Origin of the sequence: Paenibacillus sp. FSL R7-0340 (assembly GCF_038002205.1) — a bacterium.
Taxonomy (GTDB): domain Bacteria; phylum Bacillota; class Bacilli; order Paenibacillales; family Paenibacillaceae; genus Paenibacillus; species Paenibacillus polymyxa_B.
In genome coordinates, this window is sequence record NZ_JBBOBY010000001.1 from 2,337,008 (window position 1) to 2,363,293 (window position 26,286).

At 47.9% G+C, this 26,286-nt stretch carries 3 protein-coding genes (1 of these 3 running past the window's edge); all 3 read left to right on the forward strand.

The window, feature by feature from the left end; genetic code table 11:
- Tightly spaced (at most 50 nt apart), the 3 genes in view from MKX59_RS10365 to MKX59_RS10375 form a layout consistent with a single transcriptional unit that may run on beyond the window.
- Nucleotides 1-3,893 carry the end of an SDR family NAD(P)-dependent oxidoreductase gene (locus tag MKX59_RS10365; RefSeq protein ID WP_340858411.1) on the forward strand. The gene continues 15,814 nt to the left of window position 1, outside the view, so the window shows 3,893 of its 19,707 coding nt (coding positions 15,815-19,707); its start codon lies beyond the left edge, outside the window; the stop codon is at nt 3,891-3,893.
- A 50-nt stretch (nt 3,894-3,943) separates the two neighbouring features.
- Complete coding sequence (locus tag MKX59_RS10370) at nt 3,944-17,344, forward strand: SDR family NAD(P)-dependent oxidoreductase (protein WP_340858412.1); 13,401 nt, start codon at nt 3,944-3,946, stop codon at nt 17,342-17,344.
- A gap of 31 nt (nt 17,345-17,375) precedes the next feature.
- Nucleotides 17,376-26,252 (forward strand): type I polyketide synthase, encoded by an 8,877-nt coding sequence (locus tag MKX59_RS10375; RefSeq protein ID WP_340858413.1) that lies wholly within the window; start codon nt 17,376-17,378, stop codon nt 26,250-26,252.
- Nucleotides 26,253-26,286 lie beyond the last annotated feature (34 nt).

The window sequence follows — 26,286 nt, forward strand, 5'->3', positions numbered from 1 at the left end:
CAGGTCTGATAAATATCCTGCAAGAAAACAGTCGCGGTTCTATAGAACCACATATCCGCTATCAATCAGGTAGACGGCATGTTGCCGTATGGACGGAAATTAAAGCCTCCGGGGAAGCGATCAGCATTCCGTGGAAAGACAGGGGAGTATATTTAATTACCGGCGGAACCGGAAGTCTCGGTTTGATTTTTGCCGAAGAAATTACACGACAGGCCAGGGATACCGCTTTAATTCTTGTCGGACGCTCCCCGCTTCGTGGTGACACCAAAGCAAGGATTGAGGAGATAGAGGCTTTAGGTGCAAGAGTAGTATTCCGACAAGCCGATGTCGCCGATAAAAGGGCCGTTGAAGTTTTGATTCGGGATATTCAGGAAGAGTTTGGGAAGCTGGACGGAATTGTGCACAGCGCAGGAATGGTTAGCGATAATTTCATTATTAAAAAAACACGGGAGGAATTGCAAAACGTTTTGGCACCAAAGGTTACGGGATTGGTGAATCTGGATCAGGCTTGCAAGGAAATCCCGCTGGACTTCTTCATCCTTTTTTCATCCGTTGCAGGGAGCCTCGGGAATATAGGGCAGGCTGACTATGCTGCTGCCAATGCCTTTATGGACGCCTATGCCAAGTACCGTAATACGCTGGTAGAGCGAGAACAACGCCAGGGGCGGACGATTTCAGTCAATTGGCCACTCTGGAAAGAAGGCGGAATGCGTATTGATGGGGAAACAGAAAAGATCATGGAAGGGATGGGGATGTTTGCAATGGAGACTGGTGCAGGAATTCGGGCTTTGTATCAGAGCCTGGCTTCCGAAAAGAATCAAGTCATGGTGTTGGAAGGGCATGCCAGTCAGCTAAGAGAAACGCTCCTGCAGCAACCGTCCCTGAATCAGGCTGGAGATGCCTCCTCTATGATAAGGGAAAGCGAGATGGGTTCGGTCATCGGACAAGACCTGCTTGCCGAAAAAGCGGCAAATTATTTAAAGCAATTGCTCGCTACATCCATCAGGCTGCCGGCAAGGCAGATTGAAACCGATGCCCCTATGGAGAAGTACGGCATTGATTCCATTATGATTAAACAGCTAACCCGTGAGTTGGAGAAAACGTTTGGAACACTGCCCAAAACTTTATTTTTTGAATACCAGAATATCCGGGAATTGACCCAATATTTCCTTAAAGTCCACCAGAAGCAGCTGATTAAATTGCTTGGAATCGAGACAGAGGTCAACCCTGCGAAAGAATTCAAGCCTTCTACGATGGAAAACGACCCGGGAAGGTCACTTTCTGATAGTCGGAAGCAATCGCGTTTCATGCCAGTTCAGGCAAGTTTCCAACCGCAACCGAAAAGAGCAGGCGAATCAGAGGAAATTGCCATTATCGGTTTGTCGGGCATGTATCCCGATGCAGAAAACATACGGGAATTCTGGAACAATCTGCGCGATGGGAAGGATTGCATTACGGAAATTCCCAAAGATCGCTGGGATCACAGCATGCACTTTGACGAGGACAGGAACCAGTCCGGAAAAGCTTACAGCAAGTGGGGAGGCTTTATCAAAGGTGTGGATCAGTTTGACCCCATGTTTTTCAATATCTCTCCTAGAGAAGCACAGATAATCGATCCTCAGGAGCGTCTATTCCTGAAATGCGTCTATGAAACGATAGAGGATGCAGGCTATACCCGGGAAGCGCTTGGACTAGAGCGGGGCCTTGGGCAGGATAGGAATGTGGGTGTTTTTGTCGGGGTCATGTATGAAGAATACCAGCTTTATGGGGCACAGGAACAAGCTAGGGGCAGAATGATTGCCGTTCCTGGCAATCCGGCTTCCATCGCAAATCGGTTATCTTATTTCTGTAACTTCCACGGTCCGAGCATGGCTGTGGACACCATGTGTTCTTCTTCATTGACGACCATTCATCTGGCCTGCCAAAGCTTGCGACAAGGCGAGTGTGAGCTTGCCATTGCTGGCGGCGTCAATGTATCCATTCATCCGAACAAATACCTGATGCTTGGGCAAGGCAGGTTTGTATCGAGTAAAGGACGGTGCGAAAGCTTTGGACAAGGCGGAGATGGATATGTGCCAGGAGAAGGCGTAGGAGCCGTACTGCTCAAACCACTGTCCAAAGCTATTGCAGATGGCGACCATATATATGGGGTCGTAAAGGGGACCTCGGTGAATCATGGAGGGAAGACAAACGGATTCTCAGTTCCTAATCCCAATGCGCAGGCCAGTGTAATTGGAAGGGCCTTTAAGAAAGCAGGAATTAACCCCAGAACCATTAGTTACATCGAAGCGCATGGCACCGGGACATCCTTAGGTGACCCCATTGAAATCGCCGGATTGCAAAAAGTTTTCCAGGAATATACGGAGGATAAGCAATTTTGCGCAATCGGATCGGCAAAATCAAATATTGGGCATTGTGAGAGCGCGGCAGGGATCGCCGGAGTTACAAAGGTGCTCCTTCAGCTCAAATACGGACAAATCGTGCCTTCATTGCATTCAAAAACACTAAACCCGAATATCGATTTTAGCGATAGTCCTTTTATAGTTCAGCAGGAGCTGGGAGAGTGGAAAAGACCCGTCGTCACAATGAATGGGAAGACAGTTGAATACCCAAGAATCGCAGGTATTTCCTCCTTTGGCGCCGGAGGCTCCAACGCACATGTGCTCATTGAGGAATATATCCCTGAGGAGCAGGAGACTAGACAAGTTACCATTCCACTGCAAAATCCGGCAATGATCGTGCTGTCGGCGAGGAATAAAGATCGACTGGATGAACAGGTGCAAAGACTGCTTGCTGAACTCAAAGAGCCGGAATACTCGCAAACCAGCCTGGAGGATATAGCATTTACTCTGCAGGTGGGACGGGAAGCCATGGAAGAACGGTTAGCAGTCATAGTTAAGTCTACCCGTGAGCTTACAGAAAAGCTGGAGAGTTTTTTAGCGGGGAATGAGGATATTGACGGGCTGTATTTGGGTCAGGCAAAGAAGAATAAAGACATCCTAGCTGTTCTTGAGGCAGACGAAGACATGGCAAAAATGGTGGATAGTTGGATAAGCAAGGGGAAGTATACAAAGCTGGCGGAGCTTTGGGTGAAGGGGCTACTCTTCGATTGGACTAGACTTTATGAGAATACCAGCCCTCGTCGGATTAGTCTGCCAACTTATCCATTTGCCAAGGAGAGCTATTGGATCTTCGCGCGTGGGGGCGAATCCCGGGACGTCGAGGCGGAAACTCCTGTAGTCGATGTGTCGGTACAAGAGTTCGTTTCCAGCCCTCCTGCAGTTAACCATAGCAACGATAATGTGCAGAGACAGGCTTTGGCGAAAGTACCTGAAAAACCGCAGGGCATTTTGCTAAGCTCCGTTTCCAACATCCAGATGGTAGCAGATAAGCCAGAAAAGTCAGCTGTGCTGGCAGAATCCAAGCCTGCCCCGCCGCAACCTGAGGCCAAGCCTTCTTCGCCGCCGCCCGTTGTTGCCAAGGATGAGGCAAAGCGGTCGACATATGCGCCAACGGCTGTACGGATAGAAACATTGGAGAAGGAACTGGTAGAAAGTCTTGCGAAATCCTTGAGTATGAATGAAATGGATATTGGCCGGGATGATCAATTTATTGATATGGGACTGGACTCCATTATAGGTGTAGAGTGGGTGCAGGCTGTGAATAAACGCTTTGGAACAGCTATTCCGGCAACCAGAGTGTACGACTATCCTAACATTAAAGAATTCTCCAAATTTTTGGCAAAGGAATTGAACAAGTCGGCGGGAGATACAAATCAGGATCCTACAGAGCCGAAGCCTAAGCAGCCCATGCAAGTCTTGTTACAGAAAGTACTGCAGGGTGAGTTAGATTTTGAACAGGCCGACCAGTTATTCAACCAATTACACTCGTAGACAGCCAACATGATATTTGTCCTATTTCATACAGCTAGGAGGACATGTTTATGGATTCAAAAGATATTTTTCGTGCGGTGCAAGCAGGGGAAATCAATTATGAAGATGCTGAAAAACAATTGCTTCAATTTATTGGCGAGCTCCCGGATGAATCATTGGAAGCCAGTCCACAGGAATTATCAGAAGGACGGGCTTTCACGTTGCAACCATTGGACAGCTTCCACACGTCGGAGGATGGGCAGGAGATAAGCGCCTCCCAAATGAAGGTACAGTCTGTGGTTGAATTGCAGGAATTTGAGCACGGGATTGTCTTGTTGAAAATGAAGGACACGGCGCACAAAAATACATTTTCCGATGAACTAATTATCGGCCTGAATCAGGCGTTTGAGACAGTGCAGGCTAACGAGAATTATAAAGTTGTGATTCTGACGGGATATGACACCTACTTTGCCACAGGAGGCACCCAAGAGGGGTTGCTGGCTATCCATGAGGGAAAGGCGAAATATAGCGATACCAATGTTTACAAGATTGCTTTGGATTGCAAGCTGCCCGTCATCGCTGCTATGCAGGGACATGGGATTGGTGCTGGCTGGTGCATGGGGATGTTTTGCGATTTTATCGTGATGAGTCGGGAAAGCATCTATACTACTAACTTTATGAAGTACGGCTTTACTCCCGGAGCGGGTTCGACCCTGATTTTCCCTGAGAAATTCGGGGTTAGTATGGCACAGGAAATTCTATTTACAGGTACTAGATATAGTGGTTCGGAACTGGAAACCAAAGGGGTTCCTTTTCCGGTTGTACCGAGGAATGAAGTGGTGCCGCACGCCATGCAGCTGGCAAGAAAACTGTCTGAGTCTCCCAGGGAGTCATTAATTGAGCTGAAAAACCATATGGCCCAATCGATAAGAGAAAAGCTGGCGGCTACTATTGAAAAAGAAATAAAAATGCAGGATAAAACGTTTGTGAATCAGCAAGAAGTTAAAGAACGGATTCAATTCGCCTATGGACAGCTGCCGAATAGCAATGATTCCCACAAAACGGTCAAGCATGCTGATTCTAAAAAAGCTATGCTAGATATGCCGCGCGGTCAGGAACATAAGGAGTCTATCGCAATTATTGGTATGGCAGGGCAATTCCCGGAATCCAGGACTTTGGCTGAATTTTGGGACAATCTGGCTCAGGGCAGGGATTGTATATCGGAAATCCCTTCAACGCGATGGTCAATCGATGAATATTACGATACCGATCCCAAGGCTCAGGGAAAAACCTATAGCAAATGGATGGGTGTTTTAGAGGATGTAGATAAATTTGACCCGTTGTTCTTTAATATATCCCCTGCAGAAGCAGAGATGATGGATCCTCAACAGCGCCTGTTTCTTGAAAGCAGCTGGAAATGCATTGAAGATGCCGGATTAAATCCAGCCTCACTGTCGGAGAGCCGCTGCGGTGTTTTTGTAGGTTGTGCAGCCAGTGATTATGGGAGGTCCATGAGTGGGCAGGGGTTAAATGCGCAGGTTCTTATGGGAGGGTCTCCTTCAATTCTATCCGCTCGGATTTCGTATCTGCTAAATTTGAAAGGTCCTTCTTTGGCTATTGATACCGCATGCTCTTCCTCTCTGGTGGCTATTGCTGAAGCCTGCAACAGTCTCCTTTTAGAAACAAGTGACCTTGCTCTGGCAGGCGGAGTCATGATTATGGCTGGTCCGGGGATGCATGTTATGACTAGCAAGGCAGGAATGCTGTCCAAGGATGGACGGTGCTTTACCTTTGATGCCCGTGCAAACGGGTTTGTCCCCGGAGAAGGAGTTGGGGTCATTTTATTAAAACGGCTCTCTGATGCAGTCAGAGACAAGGACTCCATATATGGAGTTATTCGGGGATGGGGAATGAACCAGGATGGAAAAACCAACGGAATAACTGCCCCAAGTGTAAATTCACAAATCTCGCTGGAAAAAGACGTATATCGACGGTTTAACATTCATCCCGAAACCATCTCCATGATAGAGGCCCACGGAACAGGAACAAAGCTGGGTGATCCTATCGAGGTGGAGGGACTTACGGAATCATTCCGATCCTATACAAGCAAGAAGGGCTATTGCGCATTGGGGTCACTGAAAAGCAATATGGGTCATATGATGACTGCGGCCGGAGTGGCCAGTGTGATGAAAGTGCTGCTGGCCATGAAGCACCACCAATTGCCGCCTACCATTCATTTCGAATCCTTAAATGAGCATATTTCTCTGGAGGATAGCCCGTTCTATATTAACACCAGTCTGCAAAGCTGGGAGCCCGAACCGGGAGTACCCCGGCGTGCGGGCGTAAGTTCTTTCGGATTTAGCGGCACTAACGCTCATATGGTTATTGAAGAATATGTTCCTGTAGTCTCTGCGGTGAATCTACCCCCAGTGGGTAAAGACAACCCGGGACTATTTGTGCTGTCCGCTAAAAGTGAACAATCCTTGAAAACCTATGCAGCAGATATGATGAATTTTGTTAAGTTGCACGAAAGCGTTAATCTCACGGACCTGGCCTATACCTTGCAAGTGGGAAGAGAGGCCATGGACTGGCGTCTCGCGTTTTTGACGGATTCAAGAGAAAATCTGATAGATGAACTTGAACATTTTATTAACGGAAACTCGTCGGAAAAAGTGCTGATCGGCCGTGTGAACTATCCAGGTGGCGGAATCGAACTCTTGGATTCGGACGAAGACACCGGAACCCTGGTTCGGGCCTGGACTGAGAAGAAAAGACTTGATAAGGTAGCCAAATTGTGGGCCAATGGCGCAAGCATTGAATGGGACGCACTTTATGGAGATATCAAGCCCAGACGAATCAGTCTGCCGACCTATCCTTTCGAAAGGGCACGCTATTGGTTATCCGAAACAGACACTGGACAAGGCAGTGTAAATCTGGCTATGACTGCCCAAATTCATCCTTTATTGCATCAGAATATTTCCGATCTCTCCGGACAACGTTATAGCTCTACTTTTACAGGCCGGGAATTTTTCCTGTCAGACCACAGAATCAAGGGTCAACAAACATTACCCGGGGTGGCTTACCTCGAAATGGTGCGAGCAGCTGTAGAAGAGGCAGTGGGGGCCGTAGTAGAAAGCGAGACCCATATTCAGCTGAAAAATATCGTATGGGCTCGGCCTGTGGTTGTAGCAGACGGACCGGTCAGGGTACTCATCAGTCTATATCCCCAGGACAATGGAGAGATTGCGTTTGAAATATGCAGCGGGATGGAAGGGGCCGACGCTGAAGGTATTATACACAGTCAGGGAATGGCTGTGCTGGAGAGGGCTGGCGAGCTACAGTATCTGGACCTGAATGTCTTACGGGCAGACTGTACCCGCACACCACTTTCTTCGAGCCAATGCTATGAAGCTTTCAAAGCCATGGGGATAGACTATGGACCCGCACACCGTGGCATTGAGGCAATCTTTCGAGGAAAGGATTACGTGCTGGCCAAGCTGTCCCTACCATCCTCTGTACTCCATACTCAAACTGAATTTGTACTGCATCCAGCTTTGATGGATTCAACTTTGCAGGCCACAATCGGCTTGGTAATGGGTTCGGAAGAAAATTTGCCTGTAGGCAAGCCAGCGTTACCCTTTGCTTTGGAGGAACTGAAGATTTCCGAAAAATGCACTCCAGTGATGTGGGCCCGGATCTCTCACGATGGGAGTGAAGAGACGTCGAATGGATTAAGCAAGGTGGATATTGATCTGTGCGATGAGACCGGAAAGATTTGCGTGCAGCTCAAAGGACTTTTATCCAGAGCTTTGGAAGGAGATGTGGGGCAAGCCAGCATCACTGAGGATATGGGTACACTGATGCTTGAGCCTGTCTGGCAGGAGACACCTGTCACCACAGGGGTGAACGCTAACGAAGATATCCAGCATGTTGTGATCCTGTGTGAAGTGGATGGTATCTCCGGGGAGGATATTGAAGCCCACATGGATGGTACTCGCTGCCTTGTTTTACAGTCCTCCAGCATGGATATGGACAGTCGGTTTGAAGATTATACCATTCAGATATTTGAAGAATTGCAAAGCATCCTGCTAGACATCCCCAAACAGAAAGTTTTGATACAGCTTGCAACCCGCGCTCGGAAGGACCAACAGGTTTATTCCGGGCTCTTTGCAATGCTGAAAACCGCTCAAAAAGAAAATCCGAATGTCATGGGTCAGCTGCTTGAGCTTGATGTAGAGGATAATGTCGAAGGAATCATTGAGAAACTACAAGGGAACCGGAGTGGCCTGCATAACGAACGGATACGGTACCAAGGGGACAAACGACAGGCTTTAATGTGGCAAGAAATTGAAGCCTTACGTGAAGATGCAGACCTGCCGTGGAGAGATGGTGGGATCTATCTCATTACTGGTGGCTTAGGTGGCCTGGGGTTTATTTTTGCCAGAGACATTGTGCGCAATGTGAAAAACTCCACCGTCGTATTGGTGGGTCGGTCATCACTTTCTGCGGACCAAAAGGCTCTGTTAAGCGAACTGAGAGCGCTGGGCGGTCATATAGAGTATCAACAGGCAGATGTGGGCCACAACGAATCGGTTACCGGGCTAATTCATGGCATCGTCGAGCAATTTGGCGGCCTTAACGGTATTTTGCACACAGCCGGAGTGATTCGGGACAACTTCATCATCAAGAAGACTAAAGAAGAGGTTAGAGAAGTGCTGATTCCGAAGGTCTCAGGGGTGATGAATCTGGACCAGGCCAGCAGAGACCTGCCTCTGGACTTCTTTATCTTATTTTCTTCTGGCGCAGGAAGCCTTGGCAATGTAGGGCAGGTTGACTACTCCGCTGCTAATGGCTTTATGGATGCGTATGCCTCCTATCGAAATGCTTTGGTGACAGTAAAGCAGCGCCAGGGGCAAACGCTGTCGATAAACTGGCCTCTGTGGAAGGATGGAGGCATGCATGTCGACCTGGAAACGGAAAGGGCGATGCAAGGCCTGGGCATGATTGCCATGCAAACGGAGAATGGAATCAAAGCTTTGTATCAAAGCCTGTCTTCCGGCAGAAGTCAGGTTATGGTGATCGAAGGGTATCCCCAAAGGATTAAAGCGGCAATTCTAGGCCAGCTCTCGGAAACTGATGTCTCAGGCCGATCTGTAATGGAAAGCGGGGGAGCATCGCTTATCGGAGAAGAATGGCTAAGGGAAAAAGCGGAGGGTTATTTGAAAACGGTACTTTCAACCGTGATCAAGCTGCCCGCTGAAAGTATAGATGTCAATGCACCAATGGACAGGTATGGGATTGACTCGATACTGGTTATGCAGCTTACCAATGAATTGGAAAAGACTTTCGGCTCACTACCGAAAACATTATTTTTTGAACACCAGAATCTCCGGTCATTGACGGGTTATTTCCTTGAATCGTATCGCGGTCGGCTGATTGATGCTGTAGAAGCGACAGAGAAGAATACGGCTCCTGATGCAGGCCCGAAAGTACCTATAAAAGCAACCATAGAGCCTTTAGCCTCGATATCGGCTAATCGTAGGCGTCCATGGCTTTTCCCGACAGGTATACAACCACATCAGGAGAAGAAGGCATTAGACATTGCAATTATCGGCGTGTCGGGGAGATATCCGGGAGCATTGGGTATCCGAGAGTTCTGGGACAACCTAAGGGATGGAAAGGATTGCATTACAGAGATTCCTAAAGAACGCTGGGATCACAGTCTGTACTTTAATGAAAACAGAGGCAAGCCCGGAAAAACCTACAGCAAGTGGGGAGGGTTCATCGATGGAGTGGACTGGTTTGACCCGTTGTTTTTCAATATTTCGCCAAGGGAAGCGGAAACGATGGACCCGCAGGAGCGCTTATTCCTGGAATGCGTTTATGAAACGATAGAGGATGCAGGTTATACGAGAGAAACCCTTTGTGCAGAGCGGGAGCTTGGCGGCATAGAAGGCAATGTCGGGGTTTACGTCGGAGTGATGTACCATGAGTATCAACTCTATGGAGCCCAGGAACAAGCCAAGGGAAGGATGATTGGACTTCTCGGGAATGCCTCGGCGGTTGCCAACCGGGTATCGTATTTTTGTAATTTTCAAGGGCCAAGTATCGCTGTAGATACCATGTGCTCCTCGTCACTGACATCAATTCATATGGCCTGTCATGGACTACAGCATGGAGAATGCGAACTGGCAGTAGCAGGAGGGGTCAACGTCTCCATCCATCCTAACAAATACCTATTGTTGGGACAGGGAAGTTTTGCATCAAGCAATGGGAGATGTGAAAGCTTCGGACAGGGAGACGGATATGTACCGGGAGAAGGAGTCGGGGCTTTGCTGCTCAAGCCATTAGCCAAGGCCATAGCAGACGGAGACCGGATATATGGAGTTATCAAAGGAACTGCAGTGAACCACGGGGGGAAAACCAACGGCTATACCGTACCTAACCCCAATGCACAGGCCCGTGTGATTGGTCAGGCAATTAAGGAGGCAGGAATCAACCCCAGAACCATCAGCTATATAGAAGCCCATGGAACAGGAACTCCACTGGGAGACCCGATTGAAATTGCAGGCTTACAGAAGGCCTTCCGGAAATATACCGGCGATAAGCAGTTCTGTTCAATCGGGTCGGCGAAGTCTAATATCGGGCATTGTGAGAGTGCTGCTGGTATCGCCGCGGTGACAAAGGTGCTTATGCAGTTGAAATATAAACAAATCGTGCCTTCGCTACATGCAAGTACCTTAAATCCCAATATCGACTTCAGCGATAGTCCCTTTAAAGTTCAGCAAGAATTAGAAGAGTGGAAAAGGCCTGTAGTTGCCATCAACGGTGAAACCAGAGAATACCCAAGGGCAGCAGGAGTATCGGCCTTTGGTGCTGGGGGCTCTAACGCTCATGTGGTCATCGAAGAATATATTCCAGAAGAAGCTAGTCAGCAGCAAGCTGCTCCTGCATCCCTGAATCCTGTCATAGTCGTGTTGTCGGCCAAAAATAAGGAAAGGCTGGACGAGCAGGTGCAAAGATTGCTGTCTGCACTCAGAGAACTGAATGACCCGCATACAAGTCTCTCAGATATCGCCTACACGCTGCAAATCGGGCGAGAAGCGATGGACGAACGTCTGGCGATCATTGCAAAATCCATCCAAGAGCTTGACTGGAAATTGGAAGGCTTCCTACAAAAAAAGGAAGGCGTAGAAGAACTGTATAGAGGACAGGTAAAGCGTAATAGAGGAGGGCTTGTCACTCAGGAAGTCGATGAAGATATGGCTAAAATGATTGATGCATGGGTGGACAAAGGGAAGTATGGAAAGCTCGCTGAACTTTGGGTTACGGGACTGATTTTGGATTGGAACAAGCTTTATGAGGATGTGAAGCCTCGCAGGATGAGTCTGCCAACCTATCCTTTTGCCAGAGAAAGCTATTGGATACCCGTACATGAGGAAAAGAGCGCCGCAATAACAGAAGCCGCTTCGTCCCAATCATCCTTTTTGACACCTTTACTGCATCAGAACACTTCAGACTTTCTGGAGCAGCGGTTCAGTTCAACGTTTACAGGCGAGGAATTTTTCCTCAAGGATCATGTTGTGAAAGGCCAAAAGGTTCTGCCTGGCGTAGCCTATCTTGAGATGGTACGGGCGGCTGTAGAACGTTCCACAGGAGATATGGACAACAGCACAACAGGAATCCGTTTGAAAAATGTAAACTGGATTCGGCCCATTGTGGTGGACAACCAGCCAGTTCCTGTACACACCAGGCTCTCTCTGGAAGACACCGGAAAAATCAGCTTTGAAGTGTATAGCGGGCAAGTAGGAAGCGAAAGAGGGCATACCGTGCATAGCCAAGGTGATGCGGTGCAGGTTTGCGTAGAGCAAAAACCGACACTAAACCTTAAGGCGTTACAGGCAGATTTTGGTCAACACAGGTTTAACGGATCGCAATGTTATGAAATCTTCGAGGAAATGGGAATGGATTATGGCCCGGCATACAGATGTGTGGAGAAGGTATATACACATCCGGGCAGGGTACTAGCCAAGCTGGCATTGCCTTCCTTCATTTCTAATATGGCGGACAGCTTGGTTCTTCACCCCAGCTTGCTGGATTCGGCCTTGCATGCATCCATCGGGCTAATTATGGGCCAAGAAAACGGAGGGTTGCCGGGTAGCGCTGTACCAGCTACGCCTCATATGCCGTTTGCCCTCCAAGAGATTGAGATTTATGGGGCATGCACCCCGAACATGTGGTCGTTGATTCAATACAGCGAGGGCAGCAAGAAAGAAGACAAGGTACAGAAGCTTAATATTGACTTGTGTGATGAGGAAGGAACTATTTGCGTCAGAATAACAGGATTATCCACCCGGGCGCTGGACGGAGAAGTCGGCATTGAAAATGCACAAGGCGCAGCGGCAGGAGAAAGTGCCGCCGACCCGCTTGTAGGATCCGTAATGCTCATCCCGAAATGGGACCCTGCTGCTGTAAAAAAAGATGTCGTTTCCCCGTCACCGACAGACCGATTGGTCATTGCAGGTGGTACTGACAAAGACAGACAGGCCATCCGGGAGTATTATCCTAGGGCGCATTTCTTGGAGCTTCAAGCGCACGATTCCATTGAAACAGTTGCCGCAAAGGTAGAAGAATATGGAGCCGTTGACCATATCCTGTGGATTGCACCCTGTGTTTCCGTCGAATCGGTGACTGCCGAGTCCTTGATCAAGGAACAGGAGCAGGGAGTCCTTCTCTTCTTTAGAATGGTCAAAGCGATGCTTTTATTGGGATACGGGACGAAAAAGCTAGGCTGGACAACGATAACCAATCAAGCTCAGCCGATGGATCAGAACGATACAGTCAACCCGACTCACGCAAGTCTTCATGGGCTGGTAGGCACCATGGCCAAAGAATATCCGAACTGGAAAATCCGTATCCTTGACCTGCAATCCGATGATGACTGGCCGCTATCCGATATGTTTACGCTGCCTTCGGACCGACAAGGAAGGATGTGGGTTTACAGAAATGGGCAGTGGTACCGGCAGCACTTGGTCCCATTCAAACAGACTTCAGGTTTAAAAGGACAGACGCTATACAAAACCGGAGGCGTCTATGTGGTCATCGGGGGTGCCGGCACTATCGGAGAGGCTTGGAGCAAGTATATGGCCTGTACCTACCAGGCCCAGATGGTGTGGCTAGGCAGAAGGCAAAAGGATGCCTCTATCCAGGCCAAACTGGACGGATTTGAAGGCCTGGGACCTGTTCCATGCTATATCACGGCGGATGTAGCAGACGAAAGGGAGCTGCAGCGGGCATATGAGGAAATAAAACAGCGGTACTCCAACATAAACGGAGTGGTCCACTCAGCCATTTCATTTTTGGAGAAGGGCTTGGAAGATTTGACGGAGGAAGAGCTCCGGTCAGGGCTTTCAGCAAAGGTTGATGTAAGTGTACGCATGGCTCAGGTCTTCCAAAATGAGCCGTTGGATTTCGTATTGTTCTTCTCTTCCATGATTACCTATGTAAAGAATCCGGGACAAAGTAGCTATGCTGCCGGAAGTACCTTTAAAGACGCGTTTGCGCATCGTCTTTCGCAGGAATGGCGTTGTCCAGTGAAGGTCATGAACTGGGGATACTGGGGGAGCGGCGAAAACAATGCCTCTCAAAATGGAGGGCAGGAGGTAGAAAATTACTCCAGACTGGCGCAAATAGGTGTTGGGCTCATTGACCCGCAGGAGGGGATGGAGGCGCTTGAGACGCTTCTTGCCTCACCAGTTGACCAAATGGGGCTTATGAAAACAACAAGACATTTGGAGATGGAAGGGACTAATCCGACGGAAGAGATTGATCTCTACCCGCCTAATTCGGATCCGAATCTCAGGGATATTCAGGAAAATATTGCTACAGCAATACAATCAAGAAGCCATTTTATCGAAAACTATGCTGCAGATGATATGGGCGACCTCCAGGAAAGGGAGATGGAACATCTCCTAAGCAGGTTGTTGCGGGAGCAGCTCTTGTCCATGGGGTTATCAGGGACAGATCGTCAGTCCGTCGACGAGTTCAAAAATAAACTCGGACTACCTGAGCTATATGGCAAATGGCTGAAAGAGAGCATGGAGATTTTGACACAGATGGATAACGACCTATCAGGTAGAAACTCCAGCTTGACGGATCGAGATGATGTCTGGCAGGAATGGGAAGAGCGCAAGCGTACATGGCTACAATATCCGCAGATGAGAGCAAGGGTTAATTTGGTTGAGACAACGCTACGGGCTTTACCGGAAGTGCTTACCGGAAAATCGCCTGCGACTGAAGTCATCTTTCCCAATTCCTCAATGGAACTAGTGGAAGGAATTTACAAGAACAATCTGGTGGTGGACTACTTTAATGAAGTACTTGCCGATACGACTGCCGCTTATATTCAGGAGAGGATTATGGCCGACTCCACTGCGAAAATCAGAATTCTGGAAATCGGAGCGGGCACCGGAGGAACCAGTGCCACGCTATTCCTGAAATTGCGCCCATACCGCAAACACATTCAGGAATATTGCTATACCGATATTTCCAAAGCCTTTTTGATGCACGCGGAAAAAGAGTATGGGCCGCATAATCCGTATCTCAGCTACCAGATTTTTAATGTTGAAGAACCTATTGCTGGGCAAGGTGTTGAGACGGGTAAATATGATATTGTCATTGCCGCTAATGTACTTCATACCGCAAAAGACATCCGCCAGGCGTTACGTAATGCTAAAGCGGTTTTGAAAAGCAACGGCTTGCTCCTGCTCAATGAAATCACAGGTAGTAGCGTGTTTACCCACCTTACCTTCGGATTGCTAGATGGCTGGTGGGCGTATGAGGATCCGGAATGGCGTATTCCTGGATGCCCAGGGCTTCACCCTCAAATATGGGAAACCGTACTGGACAAAGAAGGTTTCCATGCAGCGTTCTTCCCGGCGCAAGAGGCGCATGATTGGGGCCAGCAGATTGTTGCAGCCCAAAGCGATGGCTTGGTTCGGCAAAAGCGACAGCACAAACGAAGATCAATATTGATAGAGAAAAGAACTGTAGAAACGGTATCAATGAAACAACGAACTCAACCCAAAATAGAGGTAGCACAAGCAGAGGTAGAACATGTGCTGCGTGAAAAAAGTACGGCGTATTTTAAACATTTGCTTGGTGAGACGCTAAAAATGGAACCGGGAAGTATCGACTCAACGGTTGCCCTGGAAGAGTATGGAATCGACTCGATATTGGTTGTGCAAATCACAAATGTTTTGCGTGAAGTCATTGAGGATTTTGCCAGCACGCTGTTTTTTGAGTACAACACCATAGATGATCTAGTAGCATACCTTCTTCAAACGCAAAAGGACTCGTTGAAGAAGCTGGTAGGGATAAAGGAACAGGAGTTGACCGAAGAGACTTCCAGAGTTGAAGAGGTCCCTGCTTTGCAATTACTCGCTACTGTCCCAATGAAGTTTGACCGGGGAGGGCGTTTCCTTAAGCCTTCTGACAGCACAAAGGAAAAGCCAACGACACGATCCTCCAATATCAGGGATGTTGCGATTGTTGGGATGTCAGGACGCTATCCGGGAGCTAGTAATATAGAGGAATATTGGAACAATCTAAGAGAAGGTAAAAATTGCATAACTGAAATTCCGAAAGACCGTTGGGATTGGAAGACCTACTTTGACCAAGAAAAAGGGAAAAGGGGCACAATCTATACGAAATCGGGCGGTTTTATCGAAGGCATTGATTTATTCGATCCGCTATTCTTTAAGATTTCTCCCGCAGAAGCCGAAACAATGGATCCGCAGGAAAGACTGTTCCTGGAAGCAGCATATGCAAGCATAGAGGATGCTGGGTATACCCCTGCCAATCTTTGTGAGAGTAGAAGAGTCGGTGTATTTGCAGGCGTTATGAACGGAAATTACGGTTTGGGACCTCAATATAATTCCATCTCGAATCGGGTTTCCTATCATTTGGATTTCCAAGGTCCGAGTATGTCCTTAGATACCGCTTGCTCTTCCTCATTGACGGCGATCCATTTGGCTTTGGAAAGCCTGTATAGCGGTACAAGCGAGTGTGCCATTGCCGGGGGAGTCAACTTGATTGTAGACCCTATCCACTATATCAAGCTGTCGGCTATGACGATGCTTTCTAAAACGGGTGAATGTAAGTCATTCGGAGATCAGGCAGATGGATTCGTCGACGGAGAGGGTGTCGGCGCGATCGTGTTGAAGCCGTTGGAGAAGGCCATTGCAGATGGCGACCATATTTATGGAGTAATCAAAGGGAGCATGCTTAATGCTTCAGGTAAAACCAGCGGTTATACAGTACCTAGCCCTCAAGCTCAATCCTGGTTGATTGAAGAAGCGCTCCAGCGTGCGGATGTCGATGCAAGGACAGTTAGTTATATTGAAGCCCACGGAACCGGTACAGCTCTGGGAGATCCTATTGAAATTGCAGGACTGACAAGGGCTTTCGAAAAATTCACAAAGGATAAGCAGTTCTGCGCCATAGGGGCGGTCAAATCCAATATAGGCCATTGTGAGAGTGCAGCAGGCATTGCAGGAGTGACTAAAATATTGTTGCAGCTAAAGCACAGCCAGCTAGTACCATCCTTACATTCAAGGAAGTTGAACCCTGAAATTAATTTCAACAATACTCCATTTATCGTTCAGCAAAGCCTGGAGGAATGGAAGAGACCGGTAATTACAACCGATGGAATCACAAAAGAATATCCAAGACGGGCTGGAATATCTTCTTTTGGTGCAGGCGGGGCAAACGCTCATATCGTGATTGAAGAGTATATTCCCGAGTATCAGGAACAGTCTGGAACAGAATCCGCTTCTCAGGGACCTGTCATGATCGTGTTGTCAGCCAAGAGCGAGGAGCAGCTTAAGGAAAAGGGAAGGCAGCTGCTGAATGCTCTTCAGGGTCAGCTATTCTCCGCAAGCCTATCGGATATTGCTTACACGCTTCAGGTGGGGCGCGAAGCGATGGAGGAGCGTTTAGCCATACTTGTGGAATCTACCGCAGAGCTTGAGGAAAAATTAAAGAGTTTTGTGGATGGACGCCATAACATGCTCAACCTATATAGGGGACAGGCTAAACGTAACAGAGAATCGTTGTCTATTTTTTCGGGGGACGAAGACTTGCAACAAATGATCGATCTTTGGATTTCCAAAAAGAAATATACCAAGCTTTTGGAGCTGTGGGCCAAAGGGATAAATTTGGATTGGGAAAAACTTTACACAGGGAAGATGCCTCACCGTATCAGCCTGCCTACCTACCCTTTTGCTAAAGAGCATTACTGGGCTTCTGAAAGCAAGGATCAAGTAAAAGCCTATGCATTATTTTCGCAAGGTGAGAGCGATGTAGACTTTGATGATATATTGTGCGGCAGACTCTTGGATGAAATGATGAACGATACCCTGTCTGTTGATGAGGCTGCCAGTGAAATCCTCAATATATGTATACGTAAATGAGAAGTTTCTACGTGCTGGGAGGCAATAGAAGATGAAGGATTTTTTTCAATATATTCTAGGCGAGGTAAAAAGCGGACGGATACAGAAAGAGGATGCCATTGTAAAAATACGCCAATTTCAAGCTCAAATGGTTTCACATGAGGCCCCGCAAAGCGGAACAGGGACTGCGGGGTCCTTGGCGGATACGGGAGTCCTTATGCTTGAGCCTTTCTGGAAAGAGCAAGTTGCTCATCAGAAAGTGGCACGCCCTGAATTTAGCCAGCATCTGGTGGTGCTTTGCGAACTGGATCATTTCGCGGAGCGAAGCATTGAATCGCTCATGAAAGGAACCCGTTGCATCAAGCTGCATGCCAGCCAAAGCAGCATGGATGAACGCTTTCAGGCGTATGCCCTCCAGCTGCTCACGGAAGTGCAAATGGTTCTCACAGAGGAATCCAAGGGTAGCGTACTGATACAGATTGCAGTTTCCGCACAAAGCGCACAGCAACCTTTCGCAGGACTATTGGGATTACTGCAGACAGCTGAGAAAGAAAACCCGAAAATCGTAGGGCAACTCGTAGAATTGGAATCTGTAGGTCTGGAAGAGGTGATTGAGAAATTAAAAGAGAACAGTCAATATCCAAAGAATAAAAGGATACGGTATGAGGATGGTAAACGTTTGGTTCTCGGTTGGAACGAGATGAAACCCACTGAGACAACGGGAAGAGTACCCTGGAAGGATCGGGGGACTTATTTGATTACGGGTGGTGCAGGAGGTTTAGGACTTATTTTTGCGGAGGATATCGCCCAGCGAGTCAGGGAAGCCACGCTAGTTCTTGTAGGCCGTTCAAATCTAGACGAAGGCAAACAGGCCATATTGGAGAAGTTGAAGGCACTGGGGACCCGCGTTGAGTACAGACAGGTAGATGTAGCACGGAAGGAAGAGGTCTCCAAATTGATCCTTGAGATCAGGGAAGAGTATGGAGGCCTTGATGGTATCCTTCATAGTGCTGGAGTAATACAGGATCGTTTTATTATGAATAAATCACAGGAAGAGTTCGCGGAAGTAATGGCACCAAAGGTTGCCGGACTGGTGAACTTAGATCAGGAGACCAAGGAGCTACATCTGGATTTCTTTATTCTCTTCTCCTCAATAGCTGGGATTATGGGCAACCCCGGTCAAGCCGACTATTCTGCCGCTAATGCCTTTATGGATGCCTATGCCGCGTATCGAAACAGCCTTGTATCCTCAAAGGGGCGCAAAGGGCAGACGCTATCTGTCAATTGGCCTCTTTGGAAGGATGGAGGGATGCATGTGGACGATGACACGGAGAGGGCTTGGCAAAGTATTGGCATGGTAGCCATGCAAGCTTCAAACGGCATCCAGGCTTTATATAACGGTCTGGCCGCTGGCCTGAATCAGTTATTAGTAATAGAAGGTGAGCAATCCAAATTGCAAAAGTATTTCCTGGCGTCCCAACCACAGGAGAAAGAATATGTTGAAGAGTCAGCTTCTTCAGAGGTGAATCTTGAACTGCTTCTAGAAAAAACCTTATATCAGCTAAAACTATTGTTTGGAGAAGTTACCAAGCTGAGCATTGACAAGATTGATGTCAGCGAGCCTTTAGAAAGCTATGGCATTGACTCCATCATGATTACAAGGCTTAATCAAAAGCTGCAGGGCATTTTTGGAGAAATATCAATGACCTTGTTTTATGAATATCAGACGTTGGAGGCAGTGGCCGAATATTTTATTGCTGATTATCACAAGGAATGCGTACGGTGGACAGGACTCGGAAGCCCGATAAAGACGGAAGAGAAATCCGTCTCCATTTCCGCAACCTTGCATGCTGCCAGCGAGTTTTCTTTGTCAACCCTGCCAAAGGAAGAAAACAATCGTATCCGCAACACGGCTACTAACAGAGACCGTGTGAAACACGAGCAAATAGCGATTATTGGTATAAGCGGACGATATCCGCAGGCCAAAAATATGGAAGAGTACTGGAGTAATTTGGAACAGGGCAAAGACTGTATAACAGAAATTCCTGCGGAACGCTGGAAGAGGGAAGGTTTCTACTGTTCCGACATCAAAGAAGCGGTTGAGAAGGGCAAAAGCTATAGTAAATATGGAGGATTTGTGGAGGATTTTGCAGATTTTGATCCTCTCTTCTTTAATATATCTCCCCGGGAAGCGATGAGTATGGATCCTCAGGAGCGAATATTCCTGGAAGAATGCTGGAAGGTTTTCGAGGATGCAGGATATAGTAGGGAACAGCTCGCCGAACAGTATAATGGCCGGATTGGCGTCTTTGCAGGAATTACCGGAACGGGGTTCAATCTATATGGACCAAAGCTGTGGGAACAAGGACAACCCGTATTTCCGCGAACCTCCTTCAGCTCGGTAGCCAACAGAATATCCTATTTCTTGAACTTAAAGGGGCCCAGTATCCCGGTTGATACCATGTGCTCTTCCTCATTAACTGCAATCCACGAGGCCTGTGAGCATATCTTTAACGGTGAATGCGAAATGGCTGTTGCTGGAGGAGTCAACTTATATCTTCATCCTTCAAGCTATATCTTTCTCAGTACGATGAGAATGCTATCGCCTGAGGGGCGGTGTAAAAGCTTTGGGGAAGGCGGGAATGGATTTGTCCCTGGCGAAGGTGCAGGGGTTGTGCTGCTCAAACCTTTGTCACGAGCCATTGCAGACAAGGACCATATCTATGCGGTTATTCGGGGAACCCGTATCAACCATGGAGGAAAAACAAACGGGTATACCGTGCCTAACCCGGTAGCACAGGGTGAACTGATTAGAGAGGCTTTTGATAAAGCAGGCGTAAATGCCCGGGCAGTCAGTTATATTGAGGCCCACGGTACTGGAACGGAGCTCGGTGATCCTATTGAAGTCACCGGGCTTACCCAGGCATTTAAGAAAGATACGCAGGACACGGGGTTTTGCGCTATCGGCTCGGTAAAATCAAACATAGGCCATTTAGAGGCGGCCGCAGGGATTGCAGGCATCGCTAAAATCATCTTGCAAATGAAAAACCGGAAAATTGCCCCTAGCCTGCATTCCCAAAAACTGAACCCTAATATAAACTTTTCCAAAACGCCATTTGTAGTCCAACAGGGTCTTTCTGAATGGGAGCGTCCGATAGTGGAGGAGGACGGCGAGCAACGGGAATACCCGAGGATCGCCGGGATATCTTCCTTTGGAGCCGGTGGGGCTAATGCTCATATCGTCCTTGAGGAATACCTCCCTGCGGAACAGGATGACTTTCAAAATACCTTTACTCCTCCAAGACCGGTCGTCATAGTTCTGTCGGCAAAAAGTGATGGAGCATTGAAGGAGCAGGTAAGCCAATTGGCTACTGTAATGGATCGGAATGAGTTTTCCGATCACGATTTGGTGAATGTGGCTTATACCTTGCAGACAGGACGTGAGGCGATGGAAGAGCGCCTCGCTGTGGTCGTTGAATCAGTGGAGGAACTTAGAAGCAAGTTGCGGGGCTTTATTGGAGGAAGACAGAGTATTGCACAGCTTTACCGGGGACAGGCCAAGCGAGACAAGGAGAGCTTGAACATGGCCTCAGAGGAGAAAACGCTCGATGAAACGATTGATTTACAGATTCTAGCGGAAAAGTACGGCAGAATCTCAGACTTGTGGGTCAAGGGTGTCCGTATTGATTGGAGCAGACTTTACGGTAATGTCCAGCCCCGCCGTATCCCTTTACCCACATATCCTTTTGCCAGAGAACGATATTGGATACATGTAGATGAAGAAAAGCCGTTCGCCAATGTGGCTGCACATCTACATCCATTACTGCATCAAAACACCTCCGTACTTTCTGAGCAAAGATTTAGTTCAACCTTTAGCGGCCAGGAGTTTTATCTGAAGGACTCCGTAGTTGACGGAAAGCTTGTCCTGTCAGAAGCGGCATGCCTTGAAATGGTGCGGGCAGCGGTGGAGCAGTCGTTAACAGTACAGGAGAAGGGTCAGGCAAACATCATTATTAAAGATATTGTATGGACACATGCTCCCGCTATAGGAGATCAGCCGTTAGAAATACATATAGGGCTCTTTCCGGGAGATCAAGGAGCGATTGGCTTCAAAATCTATAGCAGATTAACAGAAGCCGGGGACCCTGTCTTACACAGCCAGGGTAGTGCCGAACTGAAGATGTTAAATGAAGCGGAAACGTGGGATATACAGGCTTTGCAGATGGAGTGCTTTCAGCATGTTTCGACTGGGATAGACGATGGAGCAGTGTGGGGCATGGGAGCCGACTACAGTCCGGAACATCAGGCCAATGAACAAGTGCATATAGGACAGGGGTTAGTGCTGGCCAAGCTATCGTTGCCTTCCGGTATTAGGAATACTGAGGGCTTATTTGTTTTGCATCCCTTTATAATAAACGCTGCTTTGCAAATGCCGCCGGCATACTTGTTTTCGAATGATGAAAATATCATGTGGCCTTCAGGCATTGATCCTCTACAGAAAATACGGCCGACTGCCATTGAGGGACTCGAAATATTTCGGGAATGTCCCTGTGAAATGTGGGCGTTGATCCGGTATAGCAGAGGAAGCGGGACTGGTCATAATACGCAGAAGTATGACATTGATTTGTGTGATGAGGCAGGCCAAGTCTGCGTGCGTATAAAAGGATGCTCCTACAAGGAAGTGGACGCATGTGAGAAAACACTTGGTGTAATGATGCTCCAACCCTTCTGGAAAGAACAGGCGGTTGCGGAGGACACGATGGTTCCCATTTACGAACGACATGTGGTAATGCTTTGCGAAACAGATACCATTGCTGCAGGAGATATCGAGTCCTCCTTGGCAGGAGTGGAATGTATCACTCTGCAATCCGGTATGGAAGAGGTTGATCGCCGCTTCGAAAAGTATGCCGTCCAGGTTTTTGAAAAAATAAAAAGTATCCTGGATGACAAACCCAAAGGCAAGGTGCTGGTGCAGATTGTAACGATGCCTCAGCATGAAAAGCTGCTCTTCGCTGGGCTGTGCGGCATACTCAAAACTGCGCAAAAGGAAAATCCAAAGATCTATGGTCAGTTAATTGAAGTTGAGGATACAGAAAAAATGGAAGGGCTCATCGAAATACTAAAGACGAACAGCCGACACCCTGCGGATAGCCGCATCCGGTTTGCAGAAGGCAAACGTTGGATTCCTGTCTGGAGTAAAGCAGAAATGCCGTCAGAGACACCGGATATTCCATGGAAAGACCGCGGGGTTTATTTGATTACTGGAGGAGCAAAGGGTTTAGGTCTTATTTTTGCTAAAGAGATTGCGCGTCAGGCCAAGGAAGTGACTTTGATTCTTACTGGACGTTCCCTACTGGATCAGGACAAGCAGACTTCATTGGAGGAATTGAAGGCATTGGGCGCCCGGGTAGAATACAAGCAGGCGGATGTCACGCGGAAGGAAGCTGTGGTTGGCTTAATTGAAGATATCAAACAGACATACGGCGGAATCAACGGCATCCTGCACAGTGCTGGAATAATCCAGGATAACTATATTATTAAAAAGACTAGCCTGGAATTCAGGGCAGTGCTGGCGCCCAAGGTTGCGGGACTGGTAAATCTGGACCAAGCCAGTAAGGACATTGCTCTTGACTTCTTTATCCTTTTTTCGTCAGGTTCGGGAGTGGGTGGTAATGCAGGTCAGTCTGACTATGCTGCCGCGAATGCTTTTATGGACGCATATGCCTGGTACCGCAATACCTTGGTAACCTCCATGGAGCGTACAGGCAAAACGCTGTCCATCAATTGGCCGTTATGGAAAGATGGCGGAATGCGGCCTGACCAGGAGACGGAGAAGGCCATGCAGAAGGTGGGTATGTATGCGATGAGGACAGAGACAGGAATGAGCGCCCTGTACCAAAGCATAGCCTGTATTTCGGATCAGGTCATGGTGATCGAAGGAGACGTAGAGCTAATCAGCAACATGATGATCATGGAGGGACAGCTTGAAGAAAGCGGCAAAGCATCCCGGGATCAGGCGCTCGGATCAGAAGCTGAAGCATACATCGTTTCCTCCACAGCAAAGAAGACAGAGTCCGGCCAGGAAGAAGACCTGTTGCGTGAAAAGACGGTCCATTACTTGAAGACTCTGCTTTCATCGTCCATCGGCCTGCCCGTATATCGAATCGAAGAGGATACACCTTTTGAAAATTATGGGGTTGATTCTATAAAGTCTATGGAGTTGACCGACCAGCTGGAGAAAACATTCGATCAGGTGTCGAGGACTCTATTTTTTGAATATCCAGATATCCGGAGTTTAACGGAATATTTTGTGGAAGCCTATCGAGACCAATTGATTGCTTTGTTTGGCATAGATCAGGTAGCGGTTGCAGGCGCGAAAACCGACACAACTTTTGCAGCAAACAAGGAAGTGTCCGGCAGAGAAGCGGACCTGCTGCGTGAAAAGACGGTCCATTACTTGAAGACCCTGCTTTCAACGTCCATCGAACTGCCCGTATATCGAATCGAAGAGGATACACCTTTTGAAAATTATGGGGTTGATTCTATAAAGTCTATGGAGTTGACCGACCAGCTGGAGAAAACATTCGATCAGGTGTCGAGGACTCTATTTTTTGAATATCCAGATATTCGGAGTTTGACGGAATATTTTGTGGAAGCCTATCGAGACCAATTAATCGCTTTGTTTGGCATAGATCAGGCAACAGCTGCGGGTGAAAATGCCGAACCAACTTCTATAACAAATAAGGCAGTGTCCAGCCAGGAAGAAGAGCTACTGCGTGAAAAAATGGCAAGTTACCTAAAGAGCCTGCTCTCTTCGTCCACTGGACTGCCGGAACATCGCATTGAAGAGGACAAAAATCTAGAAAACTATGGTGTTGACTCCATAAAGTCAATGGAATTAACCGATGAGCTGGAAAAAAACTTCGGCCCGCTATCGAGGACCTTACTTTTTGAATATCCGAATATCCAGAGTTTAATAGAATATTTCCTGGAATCGCATCGAGGCGAATTGATTGAATGGTTTGGTATGGAGCAGGTAAAAGCCCCTTCTCCGATATTCCGTCGTCCCCAATTTTCGGCAACCGAGGTAGAGGCTCAGGAGGAGAAGAAACAAGAAACAGGAGCGATGGACATTGCTGTCATCGGGGTGTCCGGGAAATATCCAGGGGCGGAAAATCTTCAGGAGTTCTGGAGCAATCTCCAAGATAGCAAGGACTGCATTACCGAAGTTCCAAAAGACCGTTGGGAGCACGATCTTTATTTTGACAAGGAGAGAAACAAGCCGGGAAAAACCTACTGCAAGTGGGGCGGTTTCATGGAACGAATAAGCCTGTCAGAGCCAGCATTCTTTCATCTCACCCCCTATGAGATCAGTTTAATGGACCCGATGGAGCAACTTTTCCTGGGAATAATATGGAATTTGCTTGAAAGTGCAGGATATACGCGAGAGGCATTACAGAAGAAGCACCAGAACAAGGTTGGCGTCTATGTGGGCGCTACGTATCACAAATACTGCTCCTGTGATATCGAACCGGACTCTGCCCAACGGGTAACATCATTTGGGTCTGTTGCAGTCGCAAATCCCATGTCGCATTATTTCAATTTCCAGGGACCGAGCATATCCATTGATACGATGAGCTCTTCCTCAGCTGTAGCTGTCCATATGGCATGTGAAAGCCTGATCAGGGGAGAGTGTCAAATAGCGGTAGCTGGCGGGGGGAATCTATTGACTAGTCCCAAAAAGTATATTGAATCCAGTCAAAATCAGTTGATTGGAAGTCATGAAGATAGCAGAAGCTTTGCAGATGGGGATGGGTACCTTCCAGCGGAAGGAGTTGGAGCGGTACTCTTAAAACCGCTTCATAAGGCTGTACAGGATGGAGATTGCATTTTAGCGGTTATTAAATCCACGGCAACCAATCATGGGGGACATAGCAATGGATATACAATCCCTAACCCCAATGCGCAGGCGCAACTAGTCGAAGAAAACTTTTTGAAAGCCGGTATAGACCCCCGGACGATCAGTTATGTAGAGGCAGCCGCAAATGGTTCTACATTGGGAGACCCTATTGAACTTGCTGCTTTGAATAAAGCATTCCAGAAATTCACGACCGAGCAGCAATTTTGTGCCATTGGCTCAGTCAAATCCAATATAGGGCATGCAGAAGCGGCTTCGGGAATATCACAGCTAACCAAGGTCATATTGCAATTGTGGCATCGAAAACTGGTTCCTACCATTAAAGCCGAGAAGCTTAACCCTAATATTAATTTCAGTAATACTCCATTTTATTTGCAACGGGAGGTTCAGGAATGGGAGCGGCCTGTAATTGAGATTCAGGGAGAAGAACGGGAATTCCCGTTGCGGGCAACCGTAAGCTCCTTTGGTGCGGGAGGCTCTAATGTGCATTTCATTCTGGAAGAATATATCCCTTCAGAAAAAGACAACATTCATTTGCGAGTGGCAGATCAGCCCCAAGTGGTGATTCTCTCGGACATAAACCGGGAGAGACTGATGGCGCTTGCCAATCAATTACTGGGATATTTGGAGCAGCAGAGCGATGATGCCTTACAAGATATTGCCTTTACACTTCAGACAGGCCGCGAAGCGATGACATGCCGGGCGGCAATCGTAGCGAATACGCGGCAGGATCTACTCACGGGTCTTAGGGAACTTCTCGAAATAGCCGATAGCGGCAACGGGCCCGAAGGGGCATCTATTCCGTTATTTATAGGAGAAAGTGCAGAAGACTCAAATACGAGTGCGCTTCTCTCAGGGAAAATAGGAGAGACCGTTTCTCAATTGCTGCTAGAGGAGAAAAATATGGAAAATATAGCGATGTATTGGACCCAGGGGGGCAGGATTTCATGGGAGGCACTTCATGAGGATAAAGATGTCCGCAGAATCCCCCTACCGATAACCCTGTTTTAAACATAAACAGGGAACCGATCACTATCAGATGGAA

What these genes read in the sequence shown, in the direction of transcription:
- MKX59_RS10370 (WP_340858412.1), top strand. Translation starts at nt 3,944, where the DNA reads ATGGATTCAAAAGATATTTTTCGTGCGGTGCAAGCAGGGGAAATCAAT.
- MKX59_RS10375 (WP_340858413.1), top strand. Translation starts at nt 17,376, where the DNA reads ATGAAGGATTTTTTTCAATATATTCTAGGCGAGGTAAAAAGCGGACGG.